The organism is Thioalkalivibrio sp. AKL6, from assembly GCF_000376905.1.
Lineage (GTDB): Bacteria > Pseudomonadota > Gammaproteobacteria > Ectothiorhodospirales > Ectothiorhodospiraceae > Thioalkalivibrio > Thioalkalivibrio versutus.
On record NZ_AQXS01000010.1, the window covers coordinates 86,815 to 110,934 of the forward strand.

Here is a 24,120-nt window from a genome sequence, read left to right on the forward strand (position 1 = left end):
TTTGTGCGACCATGACGCCATTGTGACCTGCGAGAGTCCGGCATGGCGAAGAACAACGAACCCTCTGCGCCCATCCAGTACCGTTCCACCGGGCGTCCCCCGCGCTACCTGATTGTCCTGCTGATCCTGGCTGCGTTGTGGGCCGGCTTCTGGGGTGTGATCCACCTGCAGTCGGGCGAGCCCGAGGCGGTGACGCTGGACGTCGAGGAGCAGGCCGAGCTGGAGGCCAAGTTGCAGGCGCTGGGGCCGCGCGATGCCGAGCCCCGCCCGGATCAGGCGCCCGGAGAACCGATCATCGATCTCGACGCCGAGGCCGAGCCGCTGGTCCCGGAACTCTACGAGGAACGCGCCGAGGCGCGCAGCGTGCGCTTCAGCGAGCGCGAACTGAATGCCCTGATCGCCCAGGACCCGGACTTGGCCGGACGCGTGGCCATGCGTCTGACGCCGGGGCAGGTCAGCACTCGGGTGCGTATTGATGTTCCGGCCGATATCCCACTCCTTGGGGGCCGTGTCCTGAATGTCCGCTCGGGTGTCCGCTTCGAGACCGAGGATGGGCGGGTGCATGCGCGCCTGGTCGGTGTCAGCGTCGCCGGAATCCCGCTGCCGGATGCCTGGCTGGGCGGGCTGAAGGACGAAGACCTGCTGGCGCTGGAGCCCTTCCAGCAACTGCGCGCGGGCATCGAGTCCATCGAGGTCCGCGACGGCGAACTGGTGCTGGAACTCGCCCGCTGAGGGGCGTTCTCGCGAACTCTGATATCCAGGGGCTATCCCTGATCATGAACGACGTAGGGTGCCAATGAGCGCAGCGAATTGCACCGATCGAGGTCGGGGGTACCCGGGGGTCGGGGCCCGCATGGATCGGTGCGGTTCGGCTAGCGCCTCACGGCACCCTACGGGATGGACTTGCGCGCTAACGCGGGGTGACGCGCAGGGTCTCGGCGCCCAGGGCCTGCAGGCGTCCACGTACGCTGAGGGTCAGGGTGGAATGCCCGGCCTCCAGCGACGGCTGGCTGGCTGACTCGTCCATGGCGCGCATGGCCATCATGGGCTGTGGCCGATCGTAGTGGTCGTCCGGCAGTTCCACTTCCAGCGTGCGCAGGTGCGTGGCCCCCAGCGAGCGGGCGATGACGCGCGCTTGTTCCTTCAGGTCTTCCATGGCCTCTTCGATCATCGCCTCGCGATGTTCCTGGCGTGCCTCGGGGCTGAGGGAGAATCGGATCTGGCTGACGTTGAGGTCCCGCTGCTGGAGCGCGCCGACCAGTTCGGTCAACCGATCGAAATCGGCTCCGGTCAGTTCCAGGTTCTGCTGGACCAGCCAGGCATTGATGCGGCTGCGGTCGTCGGAGTCGTGAATGGCGCGGGTGGAATAGCCGATGGTGCGGGCGTCAATCCCATCCTGTTCGCCGGCGCGTTCCAGTGCGGCCTGCATGTTGCGGTTGACGGTGGCAGCGGCCGTGGCGGCCTCCGGGGCGCGGGCCTCGGTCGTCATCAGCACGGTCATGTGGTCGTTGGCGACCTGGCGCTCGGCCTTGCCGGTCAGGGCCAGTGTGGTTCCGCCGTCGCTTGCGATGGCCGTAGCCGGAAACGCCAGGACCAGGGCGGCGAGCCCGGCGACGAGCCAGGACGGGCGGGACGCGAGGGGAGTGTTCTTCGGTCGCATGTTCATAACCTCTACAGATTGCGCGCAAGCCGGAGGCCGGCGAACACGTGGCGTTTTTCGGGGGTGAAGAAGTTGCGCATTGTAGAGCGGGTGAGCAGTGGATCGCTCCAGGCGCTTCCGCCGCGCAGAACGTAGTGTTCGCCGTCGAACCAGGGTAGGGAGTATTCCTTGTACGGAAAGGGCTGGAAGCCCGGGTAGGGCTGAAAGGGGTTGCCGCACCATTCCCATACCTGGCCCGTGGCGCGCAACCGTCCGGCCTGCGCGGCGTGTTCCCATTCGTGTTCGTGGGGGAGGCGGGCACCCACCCAGCGGGCGTAGGCCGAGGCCTCGAACCAGGAGAGTCCCACGGCGGGTGCATGCGGATCGAGTGTCTGGGTGCCGTGGGGGAGGGTTTGTACCCGGGTGCCGTCGGGTAAGTTCCACCATCCGAGAGGTGCCTCGATGCCCGTTTGTTCCAGCCAGGTTCGACCCGGCGGGTCCCAGTGGGGGCCCGGGCGGTAGCCTCCGGCCTCGATAAACGCGGCGATCTCGGCATTGGAGACCGGATGCGAGCGGATCGTGTGGGGCGCGAGCCGGACCGGGTGGAGGCCACGCTCGTTGTCGAAGGCGGTCGCCGCGTCGCTGCCGCTGACATGTTCGCCGCCCGGGCACTCGATCCAGTCGCCGCCGGCCGCCAGTGCGGGTTTTGGCTCCTGCGTTCGGGGTGGGGCGGGGCGATGCAGGCGGGCGAACCAGCGCACCTGCTCCAGGCTTTCCAGGTGCATGGCGTGGTGCTGCGCGAGAAAACCGGTCAGGTAGTCCCGCTCGAGCAGGGGATGGCGCCGCACCGCCGGATGGTTGTGCAACAAGTCCAGGTGATGTTGCTGGCTGGCCTGGCCCCATTCCAGCAGGGATTGGCGCGTCGGGAGTCTTCCGCCGCGGCGCCACTTCGGGCTCTGTTCCGGGAAGTAGAGATCGTGCCAGTCGCGCCGGTCGGGCGGAGGTTCACCCAGGATGCGTTCGTGTAGCCATACCGCCTCGATGAAATGGCAATGGGCGTAGTGCCACCCGATGGGACTCAGGTCCGGGTGATACTGATTGCGCCATTCGTTCCCCGGTGTCGACTCCAGTGCCGTGTTCAGGCGGTCGTGCTGGGTCGCCAGGCAGTCCAGGAGGTCGGATGGGTGCGGGTTTGCACTTGGCTGCGGATGGGCGGCATTCATATCCGGTGGAGCGTGTTACAGCGCCAGGAGTTCCGGCGGTTCGTCGGGATCGAGGATCAAAAGATGGCCGGGCGGGACCGGGCGCCAGCGTTCGCGGTCGGTGAGGGGCTCGGAGGCCACGACCACGCTGTCGTCGGGGAACGTCTCGTCATCGGTGGTGTAGTAGAGGCTGGGACAGGGCGCATTGACCGCATGGCGGCTGGCGATGATGCGGCGGCCGTCGGACAGGATCACGTTCAGCAGGGCGGTGTCGGCACCCAGCCAGGTCTCCACGGTGGAGAACGCCTCGCCGAGGGCGCCCTCCAGCGTCGCGTTGTCGTCATCGGCCAGGTATTGCCGGACCAGGGCGAAGAGGTATTCGGAATCGGTGGTTCCCTCGATGCTCGATTCGACCTCCTGGCTGAGGATGTTCTGGATCTGGCGCCGGATGTCGGGACGGAAGCGGCTGATCAGGCCGTTGTGGCTGTACAGCAGGCCATCGCGGGCGAATGGCTGGGCGTTGACGGTGTCGCCGCCGAAGCCGGGGGTTGCACTGCGGATGGCGGCAACCCACAGGGGCTGGGTCATGTCGCTGGCCAGATCCACCAGGTTGGGATCCTGCCAGAGCGGATCGGCGCGCCGGTAGTGGCGCGCAACGCCCCCCTCGCCAAACCACCCGAAGCCGAAGCCGTCGGCGTTGACGCGGGCATACACCAGCTCCTGCGGGGCCATGGCTTGCTCGATCAGGTTGTGTGGCGGATCCAGGATCAGGCTGCGCAGCGTGATCGGAGGACCCAGATAGGCGAGGTGTCGGCACATGGCTAGGGTCAGTTGGGGCGTCCGGGGTTTCGTGCTAGCGTGCCGCAAACCACCCCGATACGGAAGCCCGGATGTCCGCCGAACCCAGTGCTGTCTCTATTTCCCCTCGTTACAGCCGCCAGGTGGTGGAGGAACGCGACGCCCACGCCGACTTGCTGGCCGATTTCCGCGCGGGGATGCTCGAGCCGCCCCGGTCCCTGCCGCCGAAGTATTTCTACGATGCGCGCGGATCGCAGCTCTTCGATGCGATCTGCGATACCCCGGAGTATTACCCCACGCGCCTGGAGGCCGACCTGCTGGAGCGGCATGCCGAAGCGATCCTGGAGGCGTCCGGGGCGCGCACGCTGTTTGAACTCGGCAGCGGGACGTCGCGCAAGACCGAGTACCTGCTGGCGGCGCTGGAAGCCCGCGTCTCCGCGCCCCATTACGTCGCGAACGATGTCTGTGGCGAGATCCTCGACGAGGCCGGCGCGCGACTCCTGCAGCGCTTCGATCAGATGCGGGTGGACAGCCTGTGCGGGGACTATGCGGCGGCGCTGACCCATCTGGCCGATGTTTCCGGTGCGCAAGCCGACGGTCCGCGTCTGTTTGCCTTTCTCGGCAGCAGTCTGGGGAATTTCGAGGACGCCGAGGCGGCTGCATTGCTGCGACGAATCCGCGACACCATGAACCCCGAAGACCGGCTGCTGCTGGGGCTGGACCGGGTCAAGCCGCGCCCGGTCCTGGAGGCGGCCTACAACGATGCGGCGGGGGTAACCGCGGCATTCAACCTGAACCTGCTGTCGGTGTTGAATACCGAGTTGGGGGCGGACTTCGATCCGGAGGGTTTCGAGCATCGCGCTCCGTTCGTCGAAGACCTCTCGCGGATCGAGATGCACCTGGTGTCGCGGCGGCAGCAGACGGTGCGCGTGTCGGAGCCGGAGGCGGTTCTGGAGATCGCCGAAGGCGAGGTGATCCGGACCGAGATCTCGCGCAAGTTCAGCCGCGAGGCCATCGACCGTCTGCTGACGGCGGCCGGGCTCGAACATGCGGCACAGTGGTCCGCGCCCGAGGAGTGGTACTCCCTGTTTCTGCTGCGGCCGGGGGCGGACTGAGCGGGATGCGCGCACCGCGGCTGGTGCTGGTGCGGCACGCCCAGGCCGGAAACCCCGGCGACTGGGACGGGGCGGATCGTGACCGGCCGCTGACCGACAAGGGCCAGGTGAGTGCGGTACGCATGGCGCAGGCGCTCGGGGATCTGCTGCCGGGATCGGTCGAGCTCCTTTGCAGCCCCTATCTGCGGGCCCGCCAGACGGCGATCCCCCTGTCCCAGGCGCTGGATGTCCCGGTGCGGCAGAAGAAATGGCTGGCGCCCGGGCAACCCACGGGGCTGGAGGTCGAGGCCCTGGCCCGCAATCTCCCGGCGGATGGTGGACTGGTGATCGTGGGACACGAGCCGGACCTGTCGCTGCTCGTAAGCTGTCTGCTGGGCACGACGGGCGGGCGGAGTCTGGTTCATATGGGCAAGGGCGATGCCTGCGGATTGACGGGCGCGCTGCCGGGCCCCATGCAGCTCGCCTGGCACCTGCCTCGACGTATCCTCGAACGGCTGGCCGGCGGTGAGGCGGATTGAACATGCACACGGAGAACGATGCCGAGACGGTTGCGGCCGTTGATCTGGGTTCCAACAGCTTTCACATGATCGTCGCACGGCGCCAGGACGGCGAGGTCCTGAAGGTCGACCGCATCAAGGAGACGGTGCGTCTTGCCAGCGGTCTGGATCCCGATGGACAGCTGGATCCGGAGGTGGGGCAGCGTGCCCTGGCTTGTCTGGATCGCTTCGGCCAGCGACTGCGCCAGCTGCCGCGCGGCTGCGTGCGCGTGGTCGGGACCAACACCTTGCGCCAGATGCACGACAGCCGCGCCTTCCTGCGCGCGGCGGAAGAGGCCCTGGGGCATCCGGTGGAGATCATTGCCGGGCGCGAGGAAGCGCGGCTGATCTACCTGGGCGTGGCGCATGCGCTGGCGGACGATAGCGGCCGCCGGCTGGTGATGGATATCGGTGGCGGCAGTACCGAATTCATTATTGGAGAGCGCTTCGAGCCGGCCCTGGCCGAGAGCCTGGAGATGGGCTGCGTGACGTTCACCCGCAGCTTCTTCGCCGATGGCAAACTGACGCGCAAGGCCTTCGCGGCCGCGCAACTGCAGGCGCAGCGGGAGCTGCAACCCATCGCGAGTGCCTACCGCGCGGCCGGCTGGGAGCAGGCGCTGGGGGCGTCGGGTACGATCCTGGCCCTGGACCGCATGGTGCATGAGGGGGAATTGGACGAGGCGCCGGGTGTAAGCCGCGAGAACCTGGAGCGGCTGCGCGATGCCCTGATCGAGCAGGGGGCCATCAAGCGGCTGAAATGGCCCGGTCTGGCCGAGGACCGGGCGCCCGTGATTGCCGGTGGCCTTGCGGTGATTCTGGGTGCCTTCGAGGCGTTGGGGATCGAGCGGCTGCACCCCTCGGACGGGGCTCTGCGCGAGGGCGTGATTCACGACCTTCTGGGACGTTTTCGGCACGAGGACGTGCGTGGCAGCACCATTCACCATCTGCGCCGGCGGTTCGCAGTCGATGCGTCCCAGGCGGAGCGGGTGCAGGCGACGGTGGCGCGTCTGGTGACCGCCGTTCGCGCCGCCTGGGAGCTCGGCGAGGACGACGCGGAACGCCTGGACTGGGCGGCCGAACTGCACGAGATCGGCCTGGCACTGGCCCACAGCAAATACCACAAACATGGGGAGTACATCCTCACCTGGGCCGACCTGCCGGGTTTCTCGCAGCCCGAACAGGCCGAGCTGGCGTGGCTGGTGCGCCTGCACCGGGGCGGGCTGAAGCCCAAGTTGTTGTCCGGGGTGCGAGAGGATCGCGCGCGGCCGCTGCTGTTCATGGCGGCCCTGCTGCGTCTGGCCGTGTTGCTGCATCGTTCGCGCGCGCCGGATCCGGTGCCGCTGGAGCGCATCGAGGCGACGCAGGAGGGTCTGACGCTGACCTTCGCGCCCGACTGGCTGGATACCCACCCGTTAACGCGCGCCGATCTGGATGCAGAACGCGAGGACTGGGCCCGCCACAAGCTGGAACTGGAGTTCGAGTGAGCCCCTATTCCGAACCTGACACAAGGAACGCAGGATGCTGAACGTGGTGGTCTGGATCTACGTACTCGCGGTGCCACTGTGGATCGGCATCTGGTGGTCGGCGACCGGGTTTCGGTTGATGCGACACAACCGGTTGCTGGCACTGCCCTTCCTGCTCAGCCTGGTGTATGTGATCGGGAATGCGCTGCTGGTGGCGGTGTTCGGCGGGCTCAGCGAAGCCACCTACGAGGAGGGTCGGTACGTGTTCATCACCGACCGGGCCATGATTGCGGTTCAGGCGACGGCGAGTGTGCTGATCGTGGCGACCATCGTCTACGGCTTGAGCATCCGCAGGGTCCCGGTGCATTTCATTCGCTTCATGGTGTACGCATTCGTGGCGCTGCTGGGGGTGATGGCGCCGATCCTGTGGATTCCGGCGCAGGAGGCGGAATTCTTCTTTGTGCTCCGCCATGTGCAGTCGATCGGCCTGAATTTCGGGCTGTTCCTCTGCGTGGCCGGGATCGTGGTCCTGCTGCAGGACCTGCTGCGGCACGGCGACGCCGAAGTCAGCTTGCTGGGCGGGATGCACGATGTCCCGCGTTCCGGCAACGCTTCAGCGGACCGGCACCACGACAAATCCTGACCTGACTAGCCATGACGTTCAGCCAGCCGCCGGGTCGCAGGATGGGATGAGCGTAGCGAATCCCATCAAGGGATTGGCACGACGCGGGAAATGGTGCGTTTCGCTGCGCTCAACGGCACCCTACCGCGGCGGAAGGGAGCCAACGCCTAGGGAGACGCTGATTTAATCGCGCGTTCGCGTTGGTGCCCCCTGTTTCCCGAGCCAAGGCGCGTCGCGCAGCGGGTAGTGGTTCTACCCGCAAGTGGCGCAACGCAGGATCGGGGAACAGGGGGCACCAACCCGACAAGTGATTGAAAGAGCGGGCTCGGCCGCTTTTGCGCGCGAACAGCGTTGCGGTTCCCTTGTGCAGAGTGACTGCACGGCAGTCACCACGCCTTGTTCGCACGCAAAAGCGACTCGAGCGCGAACGCGCGATTAAATCAGCGTCTCCCTAGGAGAACGTTCCCTGCAATTGGCTGAAGCTCGTTGCCAATGAGGGATTCTGAAGTCGGCGAGACAGAGGGTCGCTCAGCCCGTGGTGGCACCCGACAGTTGGGCGGTCAGGGATTCCTGAGCGGAATAGGGGATCTCGCCCGCGGTTGGCCGGATGCGTTGGTAGCTGCCGTCGGGCTGCAGTGCCCAGGCGGTGGAGCTGTCCTGCAGATAGTTGAACAGGGATTCCTCGGCGACGCGGTCGCGCAGTTCCGGGTCGCGTACGGGGAAGGCTACCTCGACGCGGCGGAAGAAGTTGCGCGGCATCCAGTCGGCGCTGGACAGGAACACCTCGGGGTCGCCGCCGTTCTCGAAATAGAACACGCGGGAGTGTTCCAGGAACCGGCCCAGGACCGAGCGCACCTCGATGGTTTCCGAGATGCCGGGCACCCCGGGGCGCAGGCTGCAGATGCCGCGCACGACCAGCTGGATGGGGACGCCCGCCTGCGAAGCCTTGTAGAGGGCCTGGATGATCTTCGCCTCGTTGAGCGAGTTCATGCGCGCGATGATGCGGGCGGGCTTCCCGGCCTGGTGGTTGTCGATCTCGCGCTGGATCTTCTCGAGCATCGCGGCGTGCAGGCGGAATGGCGCCTGGAGCAGCTGGCGCAGCCGGGTCACCTTGCCCAGGCCGGTGAGCTGGAGGAACACGCGGTGGACGTCCTCGGTAAGCACGGGGTCGGCCGTCAGCAGGCCGAAGTCGGTATAGGCCTTGGCGGTGCCGGAGTGATAGTTCCCGGTGCCCAGGTGGGCGTAGCGGGTGATGCGGTCGCCATCGCGGCGCACGACCAGCGCCAGCTTGGCGTGGGTCTTGTAGCCGACCACGCCGTAGGTCACATGGACCCCCGCGTCCTGCATGCGGTTGGCCAGCTCGATGTTGTCGGCCTCGTCGAAGCGCGCCCGCAGCTCGATCACGACGGTGACCTCCTTGCCGGCCTGCGCCGCCTCGATCAGGATCTCGACCAGCGGCGAGCGGGTGCCGGTGCGGTAGAGCGTCTGCTTGATGGCCAGCACCCGCGGATCCGCCGCCGCCTGGCGCAGGAAGTCGACCACCGGCATGAACGACTGGTAGGGGTGATGCAGCAGCAGCTCCTGGTCGCGGATGCAGGCAAAGATGCCGCTGCCGCTCGTGTCACTGCGGGGCAGGGCCGGGACCAGCGGGGGAAACTTGAGGTCCGGCCGCTCCACCAGTTCGTGCACGGCCATCAGGCGGTTCAGGTTGACCAGTCCGGTGACCTGGTAGAGGTCGTCCGGCTCCAGGTGGAATTGCTGCAGCAGGAACTCCGCGACCTCCTGCGGGCAGTTGTCCGCGACCTCGAGGCGCACGCCGGCACCGTAGTTGCGCTGGGGCAGCTCGCCCTCCAGGGCGTTCAGGAGGTCGTCGATCTCCTCTTCCTGCACGAACAGGTCCGAGTTGCGGGTCAGCCGGAACTGGTAGCAGCCGGTGACCTTCATGCCCTGGAACAGCTCGTCCACGTGCGCATGCAGGATGGATGACAGCAGCACGAAGTCGTTGTCGCCGCTGGCGACCTCGCGCGGCAGCCGTACCAGGCGCGGCAGGGAACGCGGGGCCTGGACCACGGCGCGGCCGGATTCACGCCCGAAGGCATCCTTGCCCTTGAGGGTGACGATGAAGTTCAGGCTCTTGTTGAGGATGCGCGGGAACGGATGGGCCGGGTCCAGGCCGATCGGGCTGAGGACCGGCTGGAGTTGTTCGCGGAAGTACTCCCGCACCCAGTCCCGCTGGGCCGCGTCCCAGTGGGTGCGCCGAACGAAGTGGATCCCCTCCGCTGCGAGCGCCGGGATCAGCTCGTCGTTCAGCGTGTTGTACTGCTGTTCCACCAGGTCGTGGGCGCGCGGCGCGATCTGGCGCAGCTGTTCGGCGGCCGAGAGGCCATCCGGGCCCGGGGCCTGCACGTTCAGTTCGACCTGCTGGCGCAGCGAGCCCACGCGGACCTCGAAGAATTCGTCCAGGTTGGTGGAGGAGATGCTGAGGTAGCGCAGGCGTTCCAGTAGCGGGAAGGCCGGGTCCTGGGCGATGGCGAGTACCCGGCGGTTGAATTCCAGCAGGGACAGTTCGCGGTTGAGGAACAGGTCGGTTTGGGTCACGTCGGCATCCGGCATGCACGACTCGCGGCAGAAGTGGGACCGAGAGTCTATGACGGCATTATGTCAGTTCCGTGAACCGGGGTCGGTTGGGACGGCCGAGAACGGTCCTGGAAGTCCCCGGGCGGCGTACCTGAACTGCGCTGTCTCGGCGCTGGTGGCTATACTTGAACGCTTGATCATGCAGCGCGAAACGCGCTGCCGTAAGGAGAAGTCCGTTGGCCGAATTTACCCTGACACTGCACGCGCGCGACGAGGCACAGCCGGAGCTGCACAAGGTCTCGGTGGTCGCCGAAGGCGAGCTGCCCGAATACGGTCAGGTCTGGGTCTGGGACATCCTCTACGCCCGGCAGTTGTTCGCCCTGGGCGAGGTGCAGGCGGCCCAGGACCTCAAGGAGACCCTGGAGCTGTGGGCAGTGAACATGTCCAGCAAGGTGTTTCAGCCCCACGGCCATATCCTGTCCAAGGGCTACCTGGACCTGTCCGAGAACCTGCAGCTCGTGACTGGGGACGATATCCCCGCCGCGGCCGAAGGCGATCGCCAGGTGGTGGTCTCGGTCGATGGCCAGGCCGGGCAGCTGCCGGATGTCGTGGTGTCGCCGGAGAGCCTGACGGCCGAAGAACGCCAGGACCTCGTGCTGGGGCTCGGGCAGTACTTCAACTTCGAAAACCCGATGTTCGCGCGCGAGCTGCCGATCCACGTGCTGGCCATGCGCAAGTACTACGCGGATATCAACTTGCCGCATACGCAGATCGCCCTCGACGAGGCCCCGTTCTTCGCCATCCAGAAGGCGATGGAGTACTTCCAGGCCGCCAACCAGGGCACCGTGCAGTAGGCACCGCCGCCGCTGCGCCGGGTTCGGGCTGCGTGCTACGGTCGCGATCATGAGGACCGTCTATTCTGCCGCCGACCCGGTGATGGCCGGGTTCATCGAGACCCTGCTGCAGGAGGCCGGCATCCCGGCCTACGTGAACCAGGCCGGGCTTTACGGTGCCGTCGGGGAAGTCCCGCCGACCGAGACCTGGGCCCGCATTATGGTGGTGCACGAGGAACAGGCCGAGGAGGCGCGCGCCATCATCCTGGAATATCTGGAGGGCGAGCCCGAACACGACGGCCGCGACTGGAAGTGCCCGCGCTGTGGCGAGGTGATCGAGCCGCAGTTCACCCAGTGCTGGAACTGCGGCCGGGACAAGCCCAAGGCCTGAGGGTCGTCAGTCGAGCCGCCCGTTGCCGCCATACTGGGCGCGGATGCGCTGGATGTAGTTCTGTGTCTCGCGAAACGGGGGCACGCCGCCATGCCGTTCCACCGCGCCGGGGCCGGCATTGTAGGCGGCCAGGGCGAGATCCAGATCCCCCTCGAAGCGATCGAGCATGGCGGCCAGGTAACGCGTGCCGCCATCGATATTCTGGGCGGGATCAAAGCGGTCGGTCACCCCGAGATCGGCGGCGGTAGCGGGCATCAGCTGCATCAAGCCGTGCGCGCCCACCCGGGATACCGCCTGCGGATCGAAGCAGGACTCCACGTGAATCACCGACTGCACCAGCGCCGGGTCCACGCCCTGGCGGTGGGCGGCGTTGTGGATGAGGTCCGCGAAGTCGCCACCGCCGGTGGCCAGGGCATTGCGGGCGCGGGCACCGCAACGTGCGCGGGCGGTCGGTCGGCCGTAGGTAGCGATCAGCTCCATGCCGCTATTCTGCTGACGCTGGTTGGTGATCAGGCGCTCTCCACCCGGGCCCTGGAACACGAAGATCTGACTGGGTGACCAGTTTCCACCGCCGGGTGTCGAGGTGACCGTGCCGGCACCGCCGGGCGAGCGGATGGTCTCGTAGGGAACGCCCTGCGGGCGCTCGTCGGTCAGGACCCGGGCCCCGGAGGCATCGCGAAAGGAGTAGAGCTCGGCCGCGCTGGTGCCGGCCAGAGCCAGCCCCGCCACCAGTATCAGCAGGCGCAGCACCGTCCGACCGGAATGCTTACCATGGTGCCTTGTATGCAAGCCCTGTTCCCCCTGGCCCGGATGCGAGCCGAGTACTGATCCCGATGACCGAGACCGCGTTCACAGTTTGCATTATGGCGCCGGAGAGCGCACGCCTGAAAGCGCGTGTCGAACGCCTGGTCGACGGGGCGGGTGTGACGGCGCCGACGGTCGAGGTGCTGGAGTCGGTGGACTCGACCAACCGCTATCTGCTGGAGACCCGCCCCGAGGCGGGCGATCTGCCACGCGCCTGCGTGGCGCAGGCCCAGACAGCGGGTCGCGGGCGGCGCGGTCGTGTCTGGCATTCGCCTCCGGGGGCGAGCCTGGCGCTGTCGCTGGCATGGCCCATCATGCAGGGGCGGGTGCCGCCCGCCTATCCGGTCGGGGTTGGCATTGGGGTCATCCGTGCGCTGGAAGCGCTGGGTCTGGAAGGTGTGCGGCTCAAGTGGCCCAATGATCTGATGGTCGATGCCGCCAAGCTGGGCGGCATCCTGGTGGAGCAGCGCGCGGCGAGTGGTGGCCAGCCAGGCTGGCTGGTGGTGGGGATTGGTCTCAACCGGCAAGGCGCCGGTGCCCTGGAGCTGGAGCGCGCGGTGACCGATCTCGCGACCCAGCTCCCCGGCCCGGTTCCGGATCTCCTGGAGCTTGCAGCCCGGGTGATCGCGGAGCAATGTCGCCTGCATCCGCTGTTGATGGGCGAAGGGCTTGTGCCGCTGGAGCGTGAGCTGGTACGGCTGGACTGCCTGCGCGGCCGGCCGATCGAAATCCTGGATGACGGCGTCCGCGGACAGGCGCATGGAATCGATCCGGCGAGTGGCTGCCTGGTTGTGCAGTTCGACGACGGTGCGATCCGGCACCTGCATTCGGGCGAGGTCTCGGTACGGAGTTGCGAACATGTCTGACATTGCCCTGGTGGATATCGGCAGTACCCGTGTGAAGTGGCAGGTGCGCAACGCGGAGGGCGAAGTGCTGGGGTCCGGGGCGAATCGTGACCCGGCCGGTTGTGTCCGTGGCCTGGCCTCGATGGCGCGCGAGGCCCCGCTCACGGCCGTCTGGTTGTCGCGGGTCGGGCCCGGCGAGCGCGAGGCGGCGTTCTCGGTCGAACTGGCGGCTGCCGGGATCGACGCGCCGGTACACGCGGTGACGGTGCCGGCGAACGGCCCGCATGGCCTGCGGATCGACTATGCGGCGGGGCAGTTGGGCGTCGATCGCTACTGCGCGCTGGTCGCGGCGCGGGCCCGCTGCGATGCGCCGGTGATCCTGGTCGATGCGGGCACCGCCGTCACCGTGGATGTACTGGAGGCGGACGGTCGCCATGCGGGAGGCTATCTGTTGCCGGGGCGCCAGCTCGGCTGGGAGGCGCTGCAGACGCGTCTGACAGATCGCATTGCGCCGCGCGAGGCCACGCAGTGGCCGGATGACCTGGAGACCGCGCCGGGCCTGAACAGCACCGAGGCCCTGGAGCGCGGATGGAGCCTGGGGCTGGCCGGCGCGCTGGATGGGTTGATCGCGCGCTCACGGACCGTGGAGCGGGCGGGCGCGGCCTGCTGGCTGACGGGGGGCGATGCCTACTGGCTGGCGCCGGTGCTGCGTGCAGAGTCCACGATCTTCCCGAACCTGGTGCTGGACGGCCTCTGGGAGCTGGCGCGCTGGGAGGGCGCCGAATGCGCTGGCTGATCCTGTTTCTCGCGTTGGTGAACCTGGGGTACTTCACCTGGGCCTGGCACGATGGCCGCCTCAACCCCGATCCCTACGCGGACGTGCCCCCGCTGGAGCGCAATGGTGGCCAGGTGGAGCTGCTGGATGCGTGGCTGGAGGCGCCCGCTGATGACCCGGACCCGGGTGATTCGGTGTGGCGTGAACGACGTCGGAGCGGGGTCCCGTAGTGGCTCTCTAACGCTCCCGCTGTGCAGCGCGTTCGGCACGGCGCCGGTCGCGGTGGCGTTGCCAGGCGGCCGACAGGCGGCGGGAGGCCCAGTAGCCGGCAATGGCGGTTGGCGTGGCGATCAGCAGGCTGCCCATCAGGGTATAGGTGATCTCGTCCCCGATGCCCTGCAGATACCAGGCGTCGGGGTCGTGCGAGATCAGGGGGACATAGTAGAACACGGCCTCGCCGAGCTCGTGGAAACCCCAATACAGCGGCGCGGCGGTGAAGGGGTTGCTGACGAACGAGGCCACGAACGCCGTGGGAAAATTGCCCGCCAGTGCAATGCACAGAATGATGATCAACACGGTCTGGAAGCCGACCGTGGGGGTCAGGCCAATAAACAGCCCGATCGCGACCCCGCGGGCCAGCGCCTCCGGGCCGCTCTTCATGCTCCCGGCGGCATGCAGCCCGGCATGCAGGCGCGGATGACGGGCCAGCCAGTTGTGGGCGCGCCAGCGCAAGGCCCGCCAACGGATGCTGGTCCGCCTCAGCATGGCCGCGGGTGCCTCAGGCCGCTCCCCACCGGGCCGCGGTCTCGGGGGTCCAGCCGACGGTGATCGCGGTGTCCTGTTCGATGACGGGCCGCTTGATGAGCGCCGGGTGTTCGAGCATCAGCGCGATGGCGCGTTCCGCATCCAGTCCCTCGCGCTGATCGTCCGGGAGTTGGCGCCAGGTCGAGCCGCGCCGGTTGACCAGGGTCTCCCAGCCGACTGCGTCGACCCAGCCGCGCAGCCGATCCGCCTCCAGCCCGTCCCTGCGAACGTCCACGAAACGATAGCCCACGCCGGCCGCATCCAGCGACCGGCGGGCCTTGCGGACGGTATCGCAGTTGGCGATGCCGTAGAGCGCGATCTCAGACATCGCGCAGCAGGGCGTTTAGGCCCACCTTGGCCTTGGTCTTCTCGTCCACGCGCTTCACGATCACGGCGCAGTACAGCGAGTACTTGCCATCCTTCGACGGAAGGTTGCCCGAGACGACCACGGAGCCAGCCGGCACGCGGCCGTAGAGGATCTCGTCGTTCTCGCGGTCGTAGATGCGGGTGGACTGGCCCAGGTACACGCCCATGGAGATGACCGCGCCTTCCTCGACGATCACGCCCTCGACCACCTCGGAGCGCGCGCCGATGAAGCAGTTGTCCTCGATGATGGTCGGGGCGGCCTGCAGCGGCTCCAGTACGCCGCCAATGCCCACGCCGCCGGAGAGGTGCACGTTCTTGCCGATCTGGGCGCAGGAGCCGACCGTGGCCCAGGTGTCCACCATCGTGCCTTCATCGACATAGGCGCCGATGTTCACGTAGGACGGCATCAGCACCGTGTTGGGGGCAATGAAGCTCCCGCGACGGGCGGTCGCCGGGGGCACGACGCGCACGCCGGCCTCGCGGAAGTCGCGGCTGGAGGTGTCCGCGTACTTGGACGGGACCTTGTCGTAGTAGTTGGTGAAGCCGCCTTTGATGAACTCGTTCTCGGAGATACGGAACGACAGCAGCACGGCCTTCTTGAGCCATTCGTTCACCACCCAGTCGCCGTCCTTTTTCTCGGCGACGCGGGCACGGCCGGTGTCCAGCATATCCAGCGCCTCGTTCACGGCGTCGCGGACGTTGGTTTCCACGTTGCGCGGGTTGATGTCGGCGCGGCGTTCAAAGGCGGCTTCGATGGTGCTCTGGATATCGGACATTAGGTATTCCCTTTAAGGCAATGAAAAATAAATTGATGAGTGGCGTTAACGATAAAGCGCGGTGATCCGCTCGGCCGCCTCGATGCAGGCGGCGGGCGCGGCGACCAGCGCCATGCGCACGTGTCCGGCCCCGGGATTGTGCCCGGTCTCCGGGTCGGTCCGGGAGAGGTAGCGCCCCGGCAGGACCGTGACCCCCGCCTCGCCGTAGAGGCGTCGGGCAAAGCCCTCGTCGTCACCATCCGGCACGCGCGGCCACAGGTAGAAGCCGGCGGCGGGTGCTCGCACGTCGATCACCGATTCCAGGATCGGGACCACCGCAGCGAATTTCTCGGCATAGAGGGCACGATTCTCGGCCACGTGGGCCTCGTCTGACCAGGCGGCGCGGCTGACGGCCTGCGTCGGCGGCGGCAGGGTGCAGCCATGGTAGGTCCGGTACAGCGCGAAGCGGTCGAGCAGGGCCGCATCGCCGGCCACGAAACCAGAGCGCAGCCCCGGGAGGTTGGATCGCTTGGACAGACTGTGGAAGACGATGCAGCGCTCGAAGGCGGTATTGCCCATTCGGGCGGCAGCGCCCAGCAGGCCGGCCGGCGGTTCGGCGTCAGGGTGGTAGATCTCGGAGTAGCACTCGTCCGCCGCGATGATGAAGTCGTGGCGCTCGGCCAGGCGGATCAGGTCCTGCATCGCGGCCTCGGACATGCAGGCCCCGGCGGGATTGCCCGGGTTGCAGATGTAGACCAGCTGCACGTCCTCCCAGGTGGCCGCGTCGACCGCCGAAAAGTCGGGCAGATAGCTGTTCTCCGGCGCCAGGTCGTAGAAGGCCGGCGCGGCCCCGGCGAGCAGCGCCGCGCCTTCGTAGATCTGGTAGAACGGATTTGGCATCAGCACGCGGGCGCCGGGCTTCTGTGCCACGACCGCCTGGGCAATCGCGAACAGGGCCTCGCGCGTGCCGCTGACCGGAAGCACCTGCCGGTCCGCATCCACATTGCCGAGGTCAAAGCGCCGTTGCAGCCACGCCGCGATGGACTCGCGCAGGGCCGGTTCGCCGCGTGTGGTCGGGTAGTGGTTGAAGCCCTGGAGGGAGGCCCGCAGGGCGGGTTCGATGAAATCGGGCAGTGCGTGGCGCGGCTCGCCAATCGACAGTGCGATGGGCTCCCGGTCCGCAGGCGGTTGCAGGTCCGCGAACAGCCGGCGCAGGCGTTCAAACGGATAGGGCTGTAGCCGGTCCAGGCGCGGGTTCATGGCGGCTCGGGCGTCGTGGTCGGAGTTGAACGGGAGACCGCGCAGTATACCGGGCCTCGATGCCCCGCGGGAAAACCCCGACAGACCGGCGGCGACCGGGTGGCCCGGCGCAAACCCTGCAGGCTGTGCGGGGCGGCATCGGGCGGTTCTTGAGAAAGAGGTGCGCGCCCGTGGCAACGGCGACTGGGTCCTGTCACTTGACAACGATACAAGGATCGTTGAAAAATTGGCCTATGGACAAGGTCACCGCCACCCACATGTTCGAGTCGCTGGCCTCCGGCATTCGCCTGGATATCGTGCGCCTGCTGGTGCGATATGGCCACGATGGGCGGGTCGCCGGCGAAATCGCCAAAACCCTGGAACTGCCGCGCACGAACCTCTCATTTCACCTCAAGACCCTGACGCAGGCGGGTCTGCTGACGGTCACGCAGGAAGGGCGCTACCAGCGCTATCGGGTGAATCTCGACGCGATGCAGGACCTGGTCGCCTACCTGACCGAAAACTGCTGTGCGGCCGACGCCGACGGCTGCGCGTTGCCTGCGGCCCTGGACTGTGCAGGGGATACGGAAGCCACAGCGGCTCTGCAAGTGCCGGGCCGGCACGTCCGATAGACCACGCGCCCGGGTGGGGACCGCAACAACCGAGCCGGACCGGGTTCACCCGGGATGGCCAGTGGGACCCCGGGCCGATCCGCGACATGTAGTGAATCAAGGAGTCTGATCCATGAAGCGCATGCACCTGCACGTTTCCGTGCCGGAACTGGAACCGGCGATCCGCTTTTACTCGCAGCTGTTCGCGGCCGAGCCGAGCGTGGTCAAGGGCGACTACGCGAAATGGATGCTGGAGGACCCGCGGGTGAATTTCGCGGTGTCGGCCCGCGGTGCGCCGGTGGGCCTGAACCACCTCGGCATCCAGGCCGAAGAGGCGGCCGAGCTCGAGGAGCTGGGCCAGCGTCTGGACGCCATCGACGCGGACGTGCACGAGGAGATGGGCACGCATTGCTGCTACGCGCAATCCGACAAGTACTGGACCACCGATCCGGCCGGGATCGCGTGGGAGAGTTATCACACGCTCGGGAGCATCCCGATGTTCGGCGCACGGGATGAAGGGACCGGTGACTGCTGTGTACCGGAAGGGACATCAAGCGTCTCGTGCCAGCCAGACCGTGACGATGAAGCCAAGGGTTGCGGCTGACGCTTCACCCCGGCAGATACGGAGAAAGCAATGACCGACCGGAACGCCTCCGTCGAGGAGATCTCGACGAAGGAAGGCATGGGCATCTTCGAGCGCTACCTGAGCGTGTGGGTGGCGCTGTGCATCGTGGCGGGCGTCGCCCTGGGGCAGCTCCTGCCCGTCGTTCCGGAGACGCTGTCGCAATGGGAGTACGCGCAGGTGTCGATCCCGGTGGCCATCCTGATCTGGGCGATGATCTACCCGATGATGGTGCAGATCGACTTCTCCGCCATCCTCGGCGTGCGCCGGGAGCCGAAGGGCCTGGCGATTACCACCTCGGTGAACTGGCTGATCAAGCCGTTCACCATGTTCGCGATCGCCTGGTTCTTCTTCATGGTGGTGTATGCCGCCTGGATCCCGGAAGACCTCGGGCGTGAATACCTGGCCGGGGCGATCCTGCTCGGCGCGGCGCCGTGTACTGCGATGGTGTTCGTCTGGAGCTACCTGACCCGCGGGGATGCCGCCTACACCCTGGTACAGGTGGCGGTGAACGACATCATCATGCTGTTCGCCTTTGCCCCCATCGTGGTGCTCCTGCTGGGCGTGTCCAACATCCACGTGCCCTGGGACACGGTCGCGCTGTCGGTGCTGCTGTACATCGTCATTCCATTCGTCGCCGGCTACCTGACGCGCATCTGGCTGATCCGCAAGAAGGGCATCGAGTGGTTCGACAACGTGTTCATGAAGCGTCTGGGCCCGGTCACGCCGATCGGCCTGCTGGTGACGCTGGTCCTGCTGTTCGCCTTCCAGGGCGAGCGCATCCTGGAGAACCCGGGGCATATCGTGCTGATCGCGATCCCGCTGATCATCCAGACCTTCCTGGTGTTCTACATCGCCTATTACTGGGCCAAGGCGTGGCGCGTGCGGCATGCGGTGGCGGCCCCCGGCGCGATGATCGGCGCGAGCAACTTCTTCGAGCTGGCGGTGGCCGCGGCGATCGCGATGTTTGGCCTGCAGTCGGGTGCGGCGTTGGTGACCGTGGTGGGTGTGCTGGTCGAGGTGCCGCTGATGCTGGCGCTGGTGCGCATCGCCAATCGCACTCGCCACTGGTTCCCGGCGGACATCGAGGGGAAACCGGCATGACCACGGTTACCCTGACCGATGCGGCACGCGACTGGCTGGCCGGGCAGGGCGGCGAGGTGACGCTGCGGTTGTCTACGCGCCACGGCTGCTGTGGCGGCCAGGCCGCGGCGCCGGTGGCCGAACCGGGCGCACCGCGTAATGCGAACGGTTATACCGTCCGGGAGATCGATGGCGTCCGGGTCTTCGTCGCCGATGATCTCGGTGCGGGTCCCTATCGTATTGATGGGGAGGGCCTGTTTCGCTGGCGCCGGCTGGTGGTGGAAGGCGAAATGGGCCAAAGCCAAAACTAAAGGCTGGAGAGCGCGATGTTCGAACATGTTCTGGTTGCAGTCGACTTCTCGCCCGCCTCGGCCCGTCTGGAGGGCCAGCTAGAACGCTTGCGAGCGCTAGGCTGCCGCAGGCTGACCCTGGTCCACGTGCTGGTCGGGGGGTACACCCAGGCCCCCGAGCTGGGGCATGGCCCGTATTACGAAGAGCGCCTGGAGGAAATGGCCGCCCGGTTTCGTGAGCGAGGTTTCGAGATCGATACGGCCGTCTGCGCGGGCGCCGTGGCCTCCGAACTGGAGCGTGTGGCCCGAGAGCGTGGTGCCGGCGTGATCCTGGCCGGCAGCCATGGTCACAGCTCGCTGCGCGACATCTTGCTCGGTAGCACGGTGCTGGATCTGTCGCGCCGCGCCCGGCGCCCGTTGCTGCTGGCACCCACCGGCGGCGATGTGGCACTGGCCGAGGCCCCGGTGTGTCGCCCTTTGCTGGCGACGGATGGCTCGAAGGCCGCAGCGGCTGCCGAGGAGGTCTTCCTCCAGGTCTTGCCTCAGTGTCGGCGCGGGGTGGTGGTGGCGGTCGGGCGTTGGGACGATGATCCCGAACGCGTCGAGGAGCGCCGGACCATCGAGGCCCACGTCGAGGGGCTGGCGCAGCGGGCCGGTGAGCGCCCCTGCGACACCGTGCTCGTCGGCCAGGGCAAGCCCTCGGTCGTGATCGGTCGGGTGGCCGAGGAAAAGGCCGCGGATCTCGTGGTCATCGGCAAGCGCGGCCGCAACCCGGTCACGGACCTGCTGCTGGGCAGCACGGCCGAGGCGGTATGCCGCCAGGCCCGGCGCCTGACGCTGCTGGTGCCATCATCCTGAGAGGCCAAGTTCTGGAGTTCGATGTGCTTTGTTAATGCCGGCGTGGGCGGGTGTACCAGAACCAGCTGAGGCGGCGTGAGCGCAGGCTCCAGGGGAACAGCAGCACCTGCGTCACCACGAGGATGTGGCGACCTGGATGGAACCAGTCCGCCTTGCGGCCGGAGGTCAGTACGGGCGTTTCCAGGATCTCGACGCGCTGGCCGTGCGCGCGGCCCCAGCGTTTCAGCGCGCGGGACAGGAACACCTCTTCCCCCGCGTACACGGCCTCGCTGAAGCCGCCCACCGCCGCGAAGGCCTCGCGGGTGCAGAAGACGTAGCAGCCAGCCGCCAGAACCAGGCGCGCGGAGAGGGTGTTCCACGCGGTGGCACCCCAGCGATAGATCCGGTGGCTGAGGTGGTCGAAGGTCACCCGCGCGCCACCCCCACAGACCTCGCCGCTGTCCAGCGCGTCCAGTGTTGCCTGCAACAGGGCGCGGTCGGGCCAGGTGTCGGCATCGACGAACAGGAGGTAATCGCCGCAGGCTACGGCCGCGCCGACATTGCGGGCGCGGCTGATGCGGCGCTCGGGTTCGAACACGACGCGGCATCCCGCGGCCTGGGCGATCTGTGGCGTGCGGTCGGTCGAGGCGTTGTCGACCACGATGATCTCGCTGTTCCGGTCAATGCCGGATAGCGCTTCCTGCACCGCCGCCAGGGTGCGTGGTAGCCATTCGGCCTCGTTCCAGGCCGGGATGATGATCGACAGGGCCGGTCTGCGGGACACGTGGGTCAGTAGGTCGGCATGTGGGGGTCGACATCGCGCGCCCAGGCATCGACGCCGCCCGTCAGGTTGATCACGTGCTGGAATCCGGCCCGGTCCAGGAATCTGCAGACCTGCTGGCTGCGCACCCCGTGGTGGCAGATCACCACGATCTCGTCCTCGGCGTTCAGATCCTGATAGGCCGTCGGGATCTGGCCCATCGGGAGCAGTTGCGAGCCCCCGATGTGGCAGTGCTCGTATTCCCAGGGCTCGCGGACATCCAGGAGCAGCGGCGGGTTCTCCGCCTGGGCGAGGTAGTCCTGTAGTTCTCGGGGAGACATCTGGCGCATGGGTCGATCCGTGCCTGAGTTAGCCCGCCACGCTAGGGTGCGGCGGGCCGGGGCGCAAGAAACACGATCATTACCGCGTCGAGGGGGATCGACCGGCATGCTGTCGCGGAGGGAGACACCCATTCATGGGCACGGCGGGTCGAGGCGCCCGGGATCGCATCGTCCGGTTTGCGGCAGGAGGGCTGGCTGGAGGTTGCGGCGGTTCTTGTATAACTGCGGCGATGGGGAGGCGTGCGAGAGCATGCGAATGGCGTCCGGACCCGCGACGTTCGGTGGTGGATGGGCCTGGGATCAGAGGCGCTGCATCCATGGCGATCGGGGGGCTGTCAGCGAGACACGCTTAATCGGCGCCCCGTCTGCAGATCAGGCGTCGTCGACAGCAGACGATGGTATTCCGCCCGGACCGCCGCATAGCATTCACAGGCACACGCCTCCAGACCGGGCCGGTCGAGCACGGTGATGTGCCCGCGGTGGTACTCGATCAGGCCCGCTTTTTGCAGTTTTCCGGCGGCGCAGGTGATGCCTTCCCGGCGCACGCCCAGGATATGCGCGATCAGTTCCTGGGTCATTTCGAGGGTGTTCGCGTGCAGACGGTCGAGATTCAGCAGCAGCCAGCGGGCGAGTTGCTGGTCCAGGGTGTGATGACGGTTGCATACCGCCGTTTGTGCCATCTGGGTCAGCAGCGCCTGGGTATAGCGCAACAGCAATTGCTGCATGTGACCGCCGTGGGTGAACTCGTCTTTCAGGACCTGGGCCTTCAGCCGAAACCCGTGTCCGGCGCTATGCACGACCGCGCGGCTGGATGTGCTTTCGCCGCCCATGAACAAGGAGACCCCGATCATGCCCTCGTATCCAACCACGGCAACTTCGGTCGTTCCGCCATCTTGCATCACGTTGAGGAGGGACACGATGGCCGTGGTGGGGAAGTAGGCGTAGCGCATCGGGTGTCCGGGCTCGGCCAGGACTTCCCCCAGCGGCATGGGTACCGCCTCCATGTGCGGGGAAAGATGCGCGTAATCGTCGAGCGGAAGTCCTGCGAGTAGGTGGTTCTCGCGAGTTTTACTGGCGTACGGCATTCCAGGCCTCCTGCCATGAGGTTCCGTCGGCACATAGACGCCCCCCCGATTGCCGCGACCGCAACTGTTCCGCTGCGTGTACTGACGTACGCAGGGCTCGATTGGTTGCATCGCCTATCACATTAATAGACGTACAGGTGCAAGGGGTCAATGCGCGGTTCACAGGGAACGTGAGTTCGACAGATGTTCCCCGAGGGGGCTCGTCCCTGATGCGGGGCGCCCCGGACCACTGGCGTGTGTGCACCCGAGCCTGAATGGCGGGTAGATCGAGTAACACCCGGATGCTACAGAGGTTTGGACGTTCCACGTTCAATGTGCGTGTCCAATGGGCGTGACCAGGGCGTCTGCACGAACTTGCGGAGGCGAACAGACGACAAGGCTCGCGGGGGGCGGAGCGGAAGCTGCCATGGTGCAGCAGGCGCAATGTGCGGGATCGAACATACGGTGAACGCGCCTGGCCCCAGTATAGGTTGGAAGTGTACGGCTTTCGGACCCGCTCCTAGTATCGAGACCGAAAGCCCGGTGTTAGAAACCGGCTCGCCGGCGGTGGGTTGCGAACCCGGCCGCTGGAGTCGAGCCAAGTACGGAGCCTCAGCATGGAACCACCAGCAGCGGTTGTCGAAACCGCCGATGATCCCCGAGCGTTACAGCGTGCCCTGGCCGCCTATCGTACGCCGCTTCTCGCGCGCAGCGTGTTTGAACTGGTCGTTACTGTGATCCCGTTCGGACTTTTCTGGTTTCTGACCTGGGCCAGTGTGAGCGCCGGCTACTGGGTTGGCCTGGTGCTGGCCATTCCCGCTGCCGGATTTCTCGTGCGGCTGTTCATGATCCAGCATGACTGCGGGCACGGGTCATTCTTCCCGTCCCGGCGCGCGAATGACTGGGTGGGACGGGCGCTGGGCATCTTCACGCTCACGCCCTACGACTTCTGGCGCCACACGCATGCCCTCCATCACGCGCACTCCGGCAATCTGGATCGCGCGGACGAGGGGAGCATCGATACCTTGAGTGTGCGGGAATACCAGGCCCTGTCTGCCTCGCAACGCCTGCGTTACCGGCTGTACCGGCATCCGCTGATCCTGTTCGGGCTGGGTCCGGTCTACCTGTTCATGTTGAACAATCGCGTTCCTGTCGGCTTCCTGCGCGCGGGATGGATGCCCTGGGTGAGCACCATGGGTACCAATGCAGGCATTGCGCTGGTCGTCGTTGCGATGATGTGGCTGGTGGGTGCGGGCACCTTTCTCCTGGTGCACCTGCCGATCGCGGTTCTGGCGGGTTCGATCGGCGTCTGGCTGTTCTATGTCCAGCACCAGTTCGAGAATACGCGCTGGGCGCACGACGAGGCGTGGAGCTTCCAGGAAACGGCGCTCTACGGAAGTTCTTATTACGAGCTGCCTGCGGTGTTGCGCTGGATGACCGCGAATATCGGGGTACACCACGTCCACCATCTCGCCAGCCGCATTCCGTTCTACCGATTGCCCGAGGTGCTGGAAGACCATCCGCAGCTTCGCAAGATCAGCCGTGTCACGCTGAAGCAAAGCCTCCATTGCGCCCGGCTCGCCCTGTGGGACGAGGAACGGCAGCGTCTGGTGCCCTTCGAGCACGCAAGCACGGAGACGCCTCCGGTACGCGCGTAGGCATGCAGAGCGGGGTCTCCGGCAGGGCGCTCGACGCGTGCGTCGGCCACCGGTGCGCGACGTGCGAATGGATCAGGGTCTCCCTGGCGC

Annotated in this window: 28 protein-coding genes; 16 read left to right on the plus strand and 12 right to left on the minus strand. The window is 66.9% G+C overall.

Annotated elements, in window-relative coordinates; translation table 11 throughout:
• Window positions 1-42 precede the first annotated feature (42 nt).
• Complete coding sequence (locus D575_RS0108410; RefSeq protein WP_018145474.1) at window positions 43-732, plus strand: hypothetical protein; 690 nt, start codon at window positions 43-45, stop codon at window positions 730-732.
• Window positions 733-910: 178 nt separating this feature from the next.
• On the opposite strand, the gene D575_RS0108415 is transcribed toward D575_RS0108410, so the two are convergent.
• The 3 genes from D575_RS0108415 to egtC are packed head-to-tail and all read right to left on the minus strand — an operon-like array spanning window position 911 to window position 3,660.
• The gene (locus D575_RS0108415; RefSeq protein WP_018650020.1) at window positions 911-1,660 is read right to left on the minus strand and encodes an SIMPL domain-containing protein; all 750 of its coding nucleotides are present in this window, start codon (window positions 1,658-1,660) and stop codon (window positions 911-913) included.
• Window positions 1,661-1,671: 11 nt separating this feature from the next.
• Window positions 1,672-2,862: an SUMF1/EgtB/PvdO family nonheme iron enzyme gene (locus tag D575_RS0108420; RefSeq protein ID WP_018145476.1), complete on the minus strand. Its 1,191-nt coding sequence runs from the start codon at window positions 2,860-2,862 to the stop codon at window positions 1,672-1,674.
• A gap of 15 nt (window positions 2,863-2,877) precedes the next feature.
• The gene (gene egtC / locus D575_RS0108425) at window positions 2,878-3,660 is read right to left on the minus strand and encodes an ergothioneine biosynthesis protein EgtC (protein ID WP_018145477.1); all 783 of its coding nucleotides are present in this window, start codon (window positions 3,658-3,660) and stop codon (window positions 2,878-2,880) included.
• 71 nt (window positions 3,661-3,731) lie between these two features.
• Here egtC and egtD point away from each other — a divergent pair, with 71 nt between their 5' ends.
• The 4 genes from egtD to D575_RS0108445 are packed head-to-tail and all read left to right on the plus strand — an operon-like array spanning window position 3,732 to window position 7,396.
• Entirely contained in the window at window positions 3,732-4,754 is a 1,023-nt protein-coding gene (gene egtD, locus D575_RS0108430) for an L-histidine N(alpha)-methyltransferase (protein ID WP_018145478.1), read from the plus strand.
• A gap of 5 nt (window positions 4,755-4,759) precedes the next feature.
• Window positions 4,760-5,272 (plus strand): histidine phosphatase family protein, encoded by a 513-nt coding sequence (locus D575_RS0108435; RefSeq protein WP_018145479.1) that lies wholly within the window; start codon window positions 4,760-4,762, stop codon window positions 5,270-5,272.
• Between the two features lie 2 nt (window positions 5,273-5,274).
• A complete protein-coding gene (gene ppx / locus D575_RS0108440; RefSeq protein WP_018145480.1) occupies window positions 5,275-6,774 on the plus strand; it encodes an exopolyphosphatase in 1,500 nt (499 codons plus the stop codon).
• Window positions 6,775-6,808: 34 nt separating this feature from the next.
• Entirely contained in the window at window positions 6,809-7,396 is a 588-nt protein-coding gene (locus tag D575_RS0108445; RefSeq protein WP_018145481.1) for a hypothetical protein, read from the plus strand.
• Window positions 7,397-7,903: 507 nt separating this feature from the next.
• Here the strand turns inward: D575_RS0108445 and ppk1 are convergent.
• A complete protein-coding gene (gene ppk1 / locus D575_RS0108450; protein WP_018145482.1) occupies window positions 7,904-9,988 on the minus strand; it encodes a polyphosphate kinase 1 in 2,085 nt (694 codons plus the stop codon).
• A gap of 200 nt (window positions 9,989-10,188) precedes the next feature.
• Here ppk1 and D575_RS0108455 point away from each other — a divergent pair, with 200 nt between their 5' ends.
• Together D575_RS0108455 and D575_RS0108460 are read left to right on the plus strand one after the other, a co-directional pair.
• On the plus strand, window positions 10,189-10,806 hold the full coding sequence (locus D575_RS0108455) for a hypothetical protein (RefSeq protein WP_018145483.1): 618 nt from the start codon (window positions 10,189-10,191) through the stop codon (window positions 10,804-10,806).
• Between the two features lie 49 nt (window positions 10,807-10,855).
• Window positions 10,856-11,176: a DUF2007 domain-containing protein gene (locus tag D575_RS0108460; protein WP_077276935.1), complete on the plus strand. Its 321-nt coding sequence runs from the start codon at window positions 10,856-10,858 to the stop codon at window positions 11,174-11,176.
• Window positions 11,177-11,182: 6 nt separating this feature from the next.
• On the opposite strand, the gene D575_RS0108465 is transcribed toward D575_RS0108460, so the two are convergent.
• Window positions 11,183-11,926 carry a lytic transglycosylase domain-containing protein gene (locus tag D575_RS0108465; protein WP_018145485.1) on the minus strand — a complete coding sequence of 248 codons (744 nt, stop codon included), beginning with the start codon at window positions 11,924-11,926 and terminating at the stop codon, window positions 11,183-11,185.
• A 113-nt stretch (window positions 11,927-12,039) separates the two neighbouring features.
• On the opposite strand from D575_RS0108465, the gene D575_RS0108470 reads away from it, so the two are divergent.
• Genes D575_RS0108470 through D575_RS0108480 form a run of 3 tightly spaced genes read left to right on the plus strand, consistent with a single transcriptional unit; the run spans window position 12,040 to window position 13,830 of the window.
• The gene (locus D575_RS0108470; protein WP_018145486.1) at window positions 12,040-12,846 is read left to right on the plus strand and encodes a biotin--[acetyl-CoA-carboxylase] ligase; all 807 of its coding nucleotides are present in this window, start codon (window positions 12,040-12,042) and stop codon (window positions 12,844-12,846) included.
• Window positions 12,839-13,621, plus strand: a complete 783-nt coding sequence (locus tag D575_RS0108475) for a type III pantothenate kinase (RefSeq protein ID WP_018145487.1) — start codon at window positions 12,839-12,841, stop codon at window positions 13,619-13,621. The genes D575_RS0108470 and D575_RS0108475 overlap by 8 nt, the downstream gene beginning before the upstream one ends.
• Complete coding sequence (locus D575_RS0108480; RefSeq protein ID WP_018145488.1) at window positions 13,609-13,830, plus strand: hypothetical protein; 222 nt, start codon at window positions 13,609-13,611, stop codon at window positions 13,828-13,830. The genes D575_RS0108475 and D575_RS0108480 overlap by 13 nt, the downstream gene beginning before the upstream one ends.
• A gap of 7 nt (window positions 13,831-13,837) precedes the next feature.
• Here the strand turns inward: D575_RS0108480 and D575_RS0108485 are convergent, their stop codons facing one another.
• The 4 genes from D575_RS0108485 to dapC are packed head-to-tail and all read right to left on the minus strand — an operon-like array spanning window position 13,838 to window position 16,785.
• Window positions 13,838-14,365, minus strand: coding sequence for a DUF2062 domain-containing protein (locus tag D575_RS0108485; RefSeq protein WP_018145489.1), 528 nt, complete (start codon window positions 14,363-14,365; stop codon window positions 13,838-13,840).
• Window positions 14,366-14,378: 13 nt separating this feature from the next.
• Entirely contained in the window at window positions 14,379-14,732 is a 354-nt protein-coding gene (locus D575_RS0108490) for an ArsC family reductase (RefSeq protein WP_018145490.1), read from the minus strand.
• The gene (dapD, locus tag D575_RS0108495) at window positions 14,725-15,546 is read right to left on the minus strand and encodes a 2,3,4,5-tetrahydropyridine-2,6-dicarboxylate N-succinyltransferase (RefSeq protein ID WP_018145491.1); all 822 of its coding nucleotides are present in this window, start codon (window positions 15,544-15,546) and stop codon (window positions 14,725-14,727) included. The genes D575_RS0108490 and dapD overlap by 8 nt, the downstream gene beginning before the upstream one ends.
• Before the next feature lie 45 nt (window positions 15,547-15,591).
• Window positions 15,592-16,785, minus strand: coding sequence for a succinyldiaminopimelate transaminase (gene dapC / locus D575_RS0108500; RefSeq protein WP_018145492.1), 1,194 nt, complete (start codon window positions 16,783-16,785; stop codon window positions 15,592-15,594).
• A gap of 233 nt (window positions 16,786-17,018) precedes the next feature.
• Here dapC and D575_RS0108505 point away from each other — a divergent pair, with 233 nt between their 5' ends.
• The 5 genes from D575_RS0108505 (at window position 17,019) to D575_RS0108525 (ending at window position 20,228) form a co-directional block, all read left to right on the plus strand.
• Window positions 17,019-17,396 carry a helix-turn-helix transcriptional regulator gene (locus D575_RS0108505; RefSeq protein ID WP_018145493.1) on the plus strand — a complete coding sequence of 126 codons (378 nt, stop codon included), beginning with the start codon at window positions 17,019-17,021 and terminating at the stop codon, window positions 17,394-17,396.
• Window positions 17,397-17,508: 112 nt separating this feature from the next.
• The gene (locus tag D575_RS0108510) at window positions 17,509-17,979 is read left to right on the plus strand and encodes an ArsI/CadI family heavy metal resistance metalloenzyme (RefSeq protein ID WP_018145494.1); all 471 of its coding nucleotides are present in this window, start codon (window positions 17,509-17,511) and stop codon (window positions 17,977-17,979) included.
• A gap of 30 nt (window positions 17,980-18,009) precedes the next feature.
• Window positions 18,010-19,101, plus strand: a complete 1,092-nt coding sequence (gene arsB / locus D575_RS0108515) for an ACR3 family arsenite efflux transporter (protein ID WP_018145495.1) — start codon at window positions 18,010-18,012, stop codon at window positions 19,099-19,101.
• Entirely contained in the window at window positions 19,098-19,391 is a 294-nt protein-coding gene (locus D575_RS0108520; protein WP_018145496.1) for a CC/Se motif family (seleno)protein, read from the plus strand. The genes arsB and D575_RS0108520 overlap by 4 nt, the downstream gene beginning before the upstream one ends.
• 15 nt (window positions 19,392-19,406) lie before the next feature.
• Window positions 19,407-20,228 carry a universal stress protein gene (locus D575_RS0108525; protein ID WP_018145497.1) on the plus strand — a complete coding sequence of 274 codons (822 nt, stop codon included), beginning with the start codon at window positions 19,407-19,409 and terminating at the stop codon, window positions 20,226-20,228.
• Between the two features lie 31 nt (window positions 20,229-20,259).
• On the opposite strand, the gene D575_RS0108530 is transcribed toward D575_RS0108525, so the two are convergent.
• The 3 genes from D575_RS0108530 to D575_RS0108540 all read right to left on the minus strand — a co-directional run bounded on the left by D575_RS0108530 (window position 20,260) and on the right by D575_RS0108540 (window position 22,297).
• Complete coding sequence (locus D575_RS0108530; protein ID WP_018145498.1) at window positions 20,260-20,991, minus strand: glycosyltransferase; 732 nt, start codon at window positions 20,989-20,991, stop codon at window positions 20,260-20,262.
• 5 nt (window positions 20,992-20,996) lie between these two features.
• Complete coding sequence (locus D575_RS0108535) at window positions 20,997-21,317, minus strand: rhodanese-like domain-containing protein (protein ID WP_018145499.1); 321 nt, start codon at window positions 21,315-21,317, stop codon at window positions 20,997-20,999.
• A gap of 326 nt (window positions 21,318-21,643) precedes the next feature.
• Window positions 21,644-22,297, minus strand: a complete 654-nt coding sequence (locus D575_RS0108540) for a Crp/Fnr family transcriptional regulator (RefSeq protein WP_018145500.1) — start codon at window positions 22,295-22,297, stop codon at window positions 21,644-21,646.
• A gap of 692 nt (window positions 22,298-22,989) precedes the next feature.
• Here D575_RS0108540 and D575_RS0108545 point away from each other — a divergent pair.
• A complete protein-coding gene (locus tag D575_RS0108545) occupies window positions 22,990-24,030 on the plus strand; it encodes a fatty acid desaturase (protein WP_018145501.1) in 1,041 nt (346 codons plus the stop codon).
• Window positions 24,031-24,120: the final 90 nt, after the last annotated feature.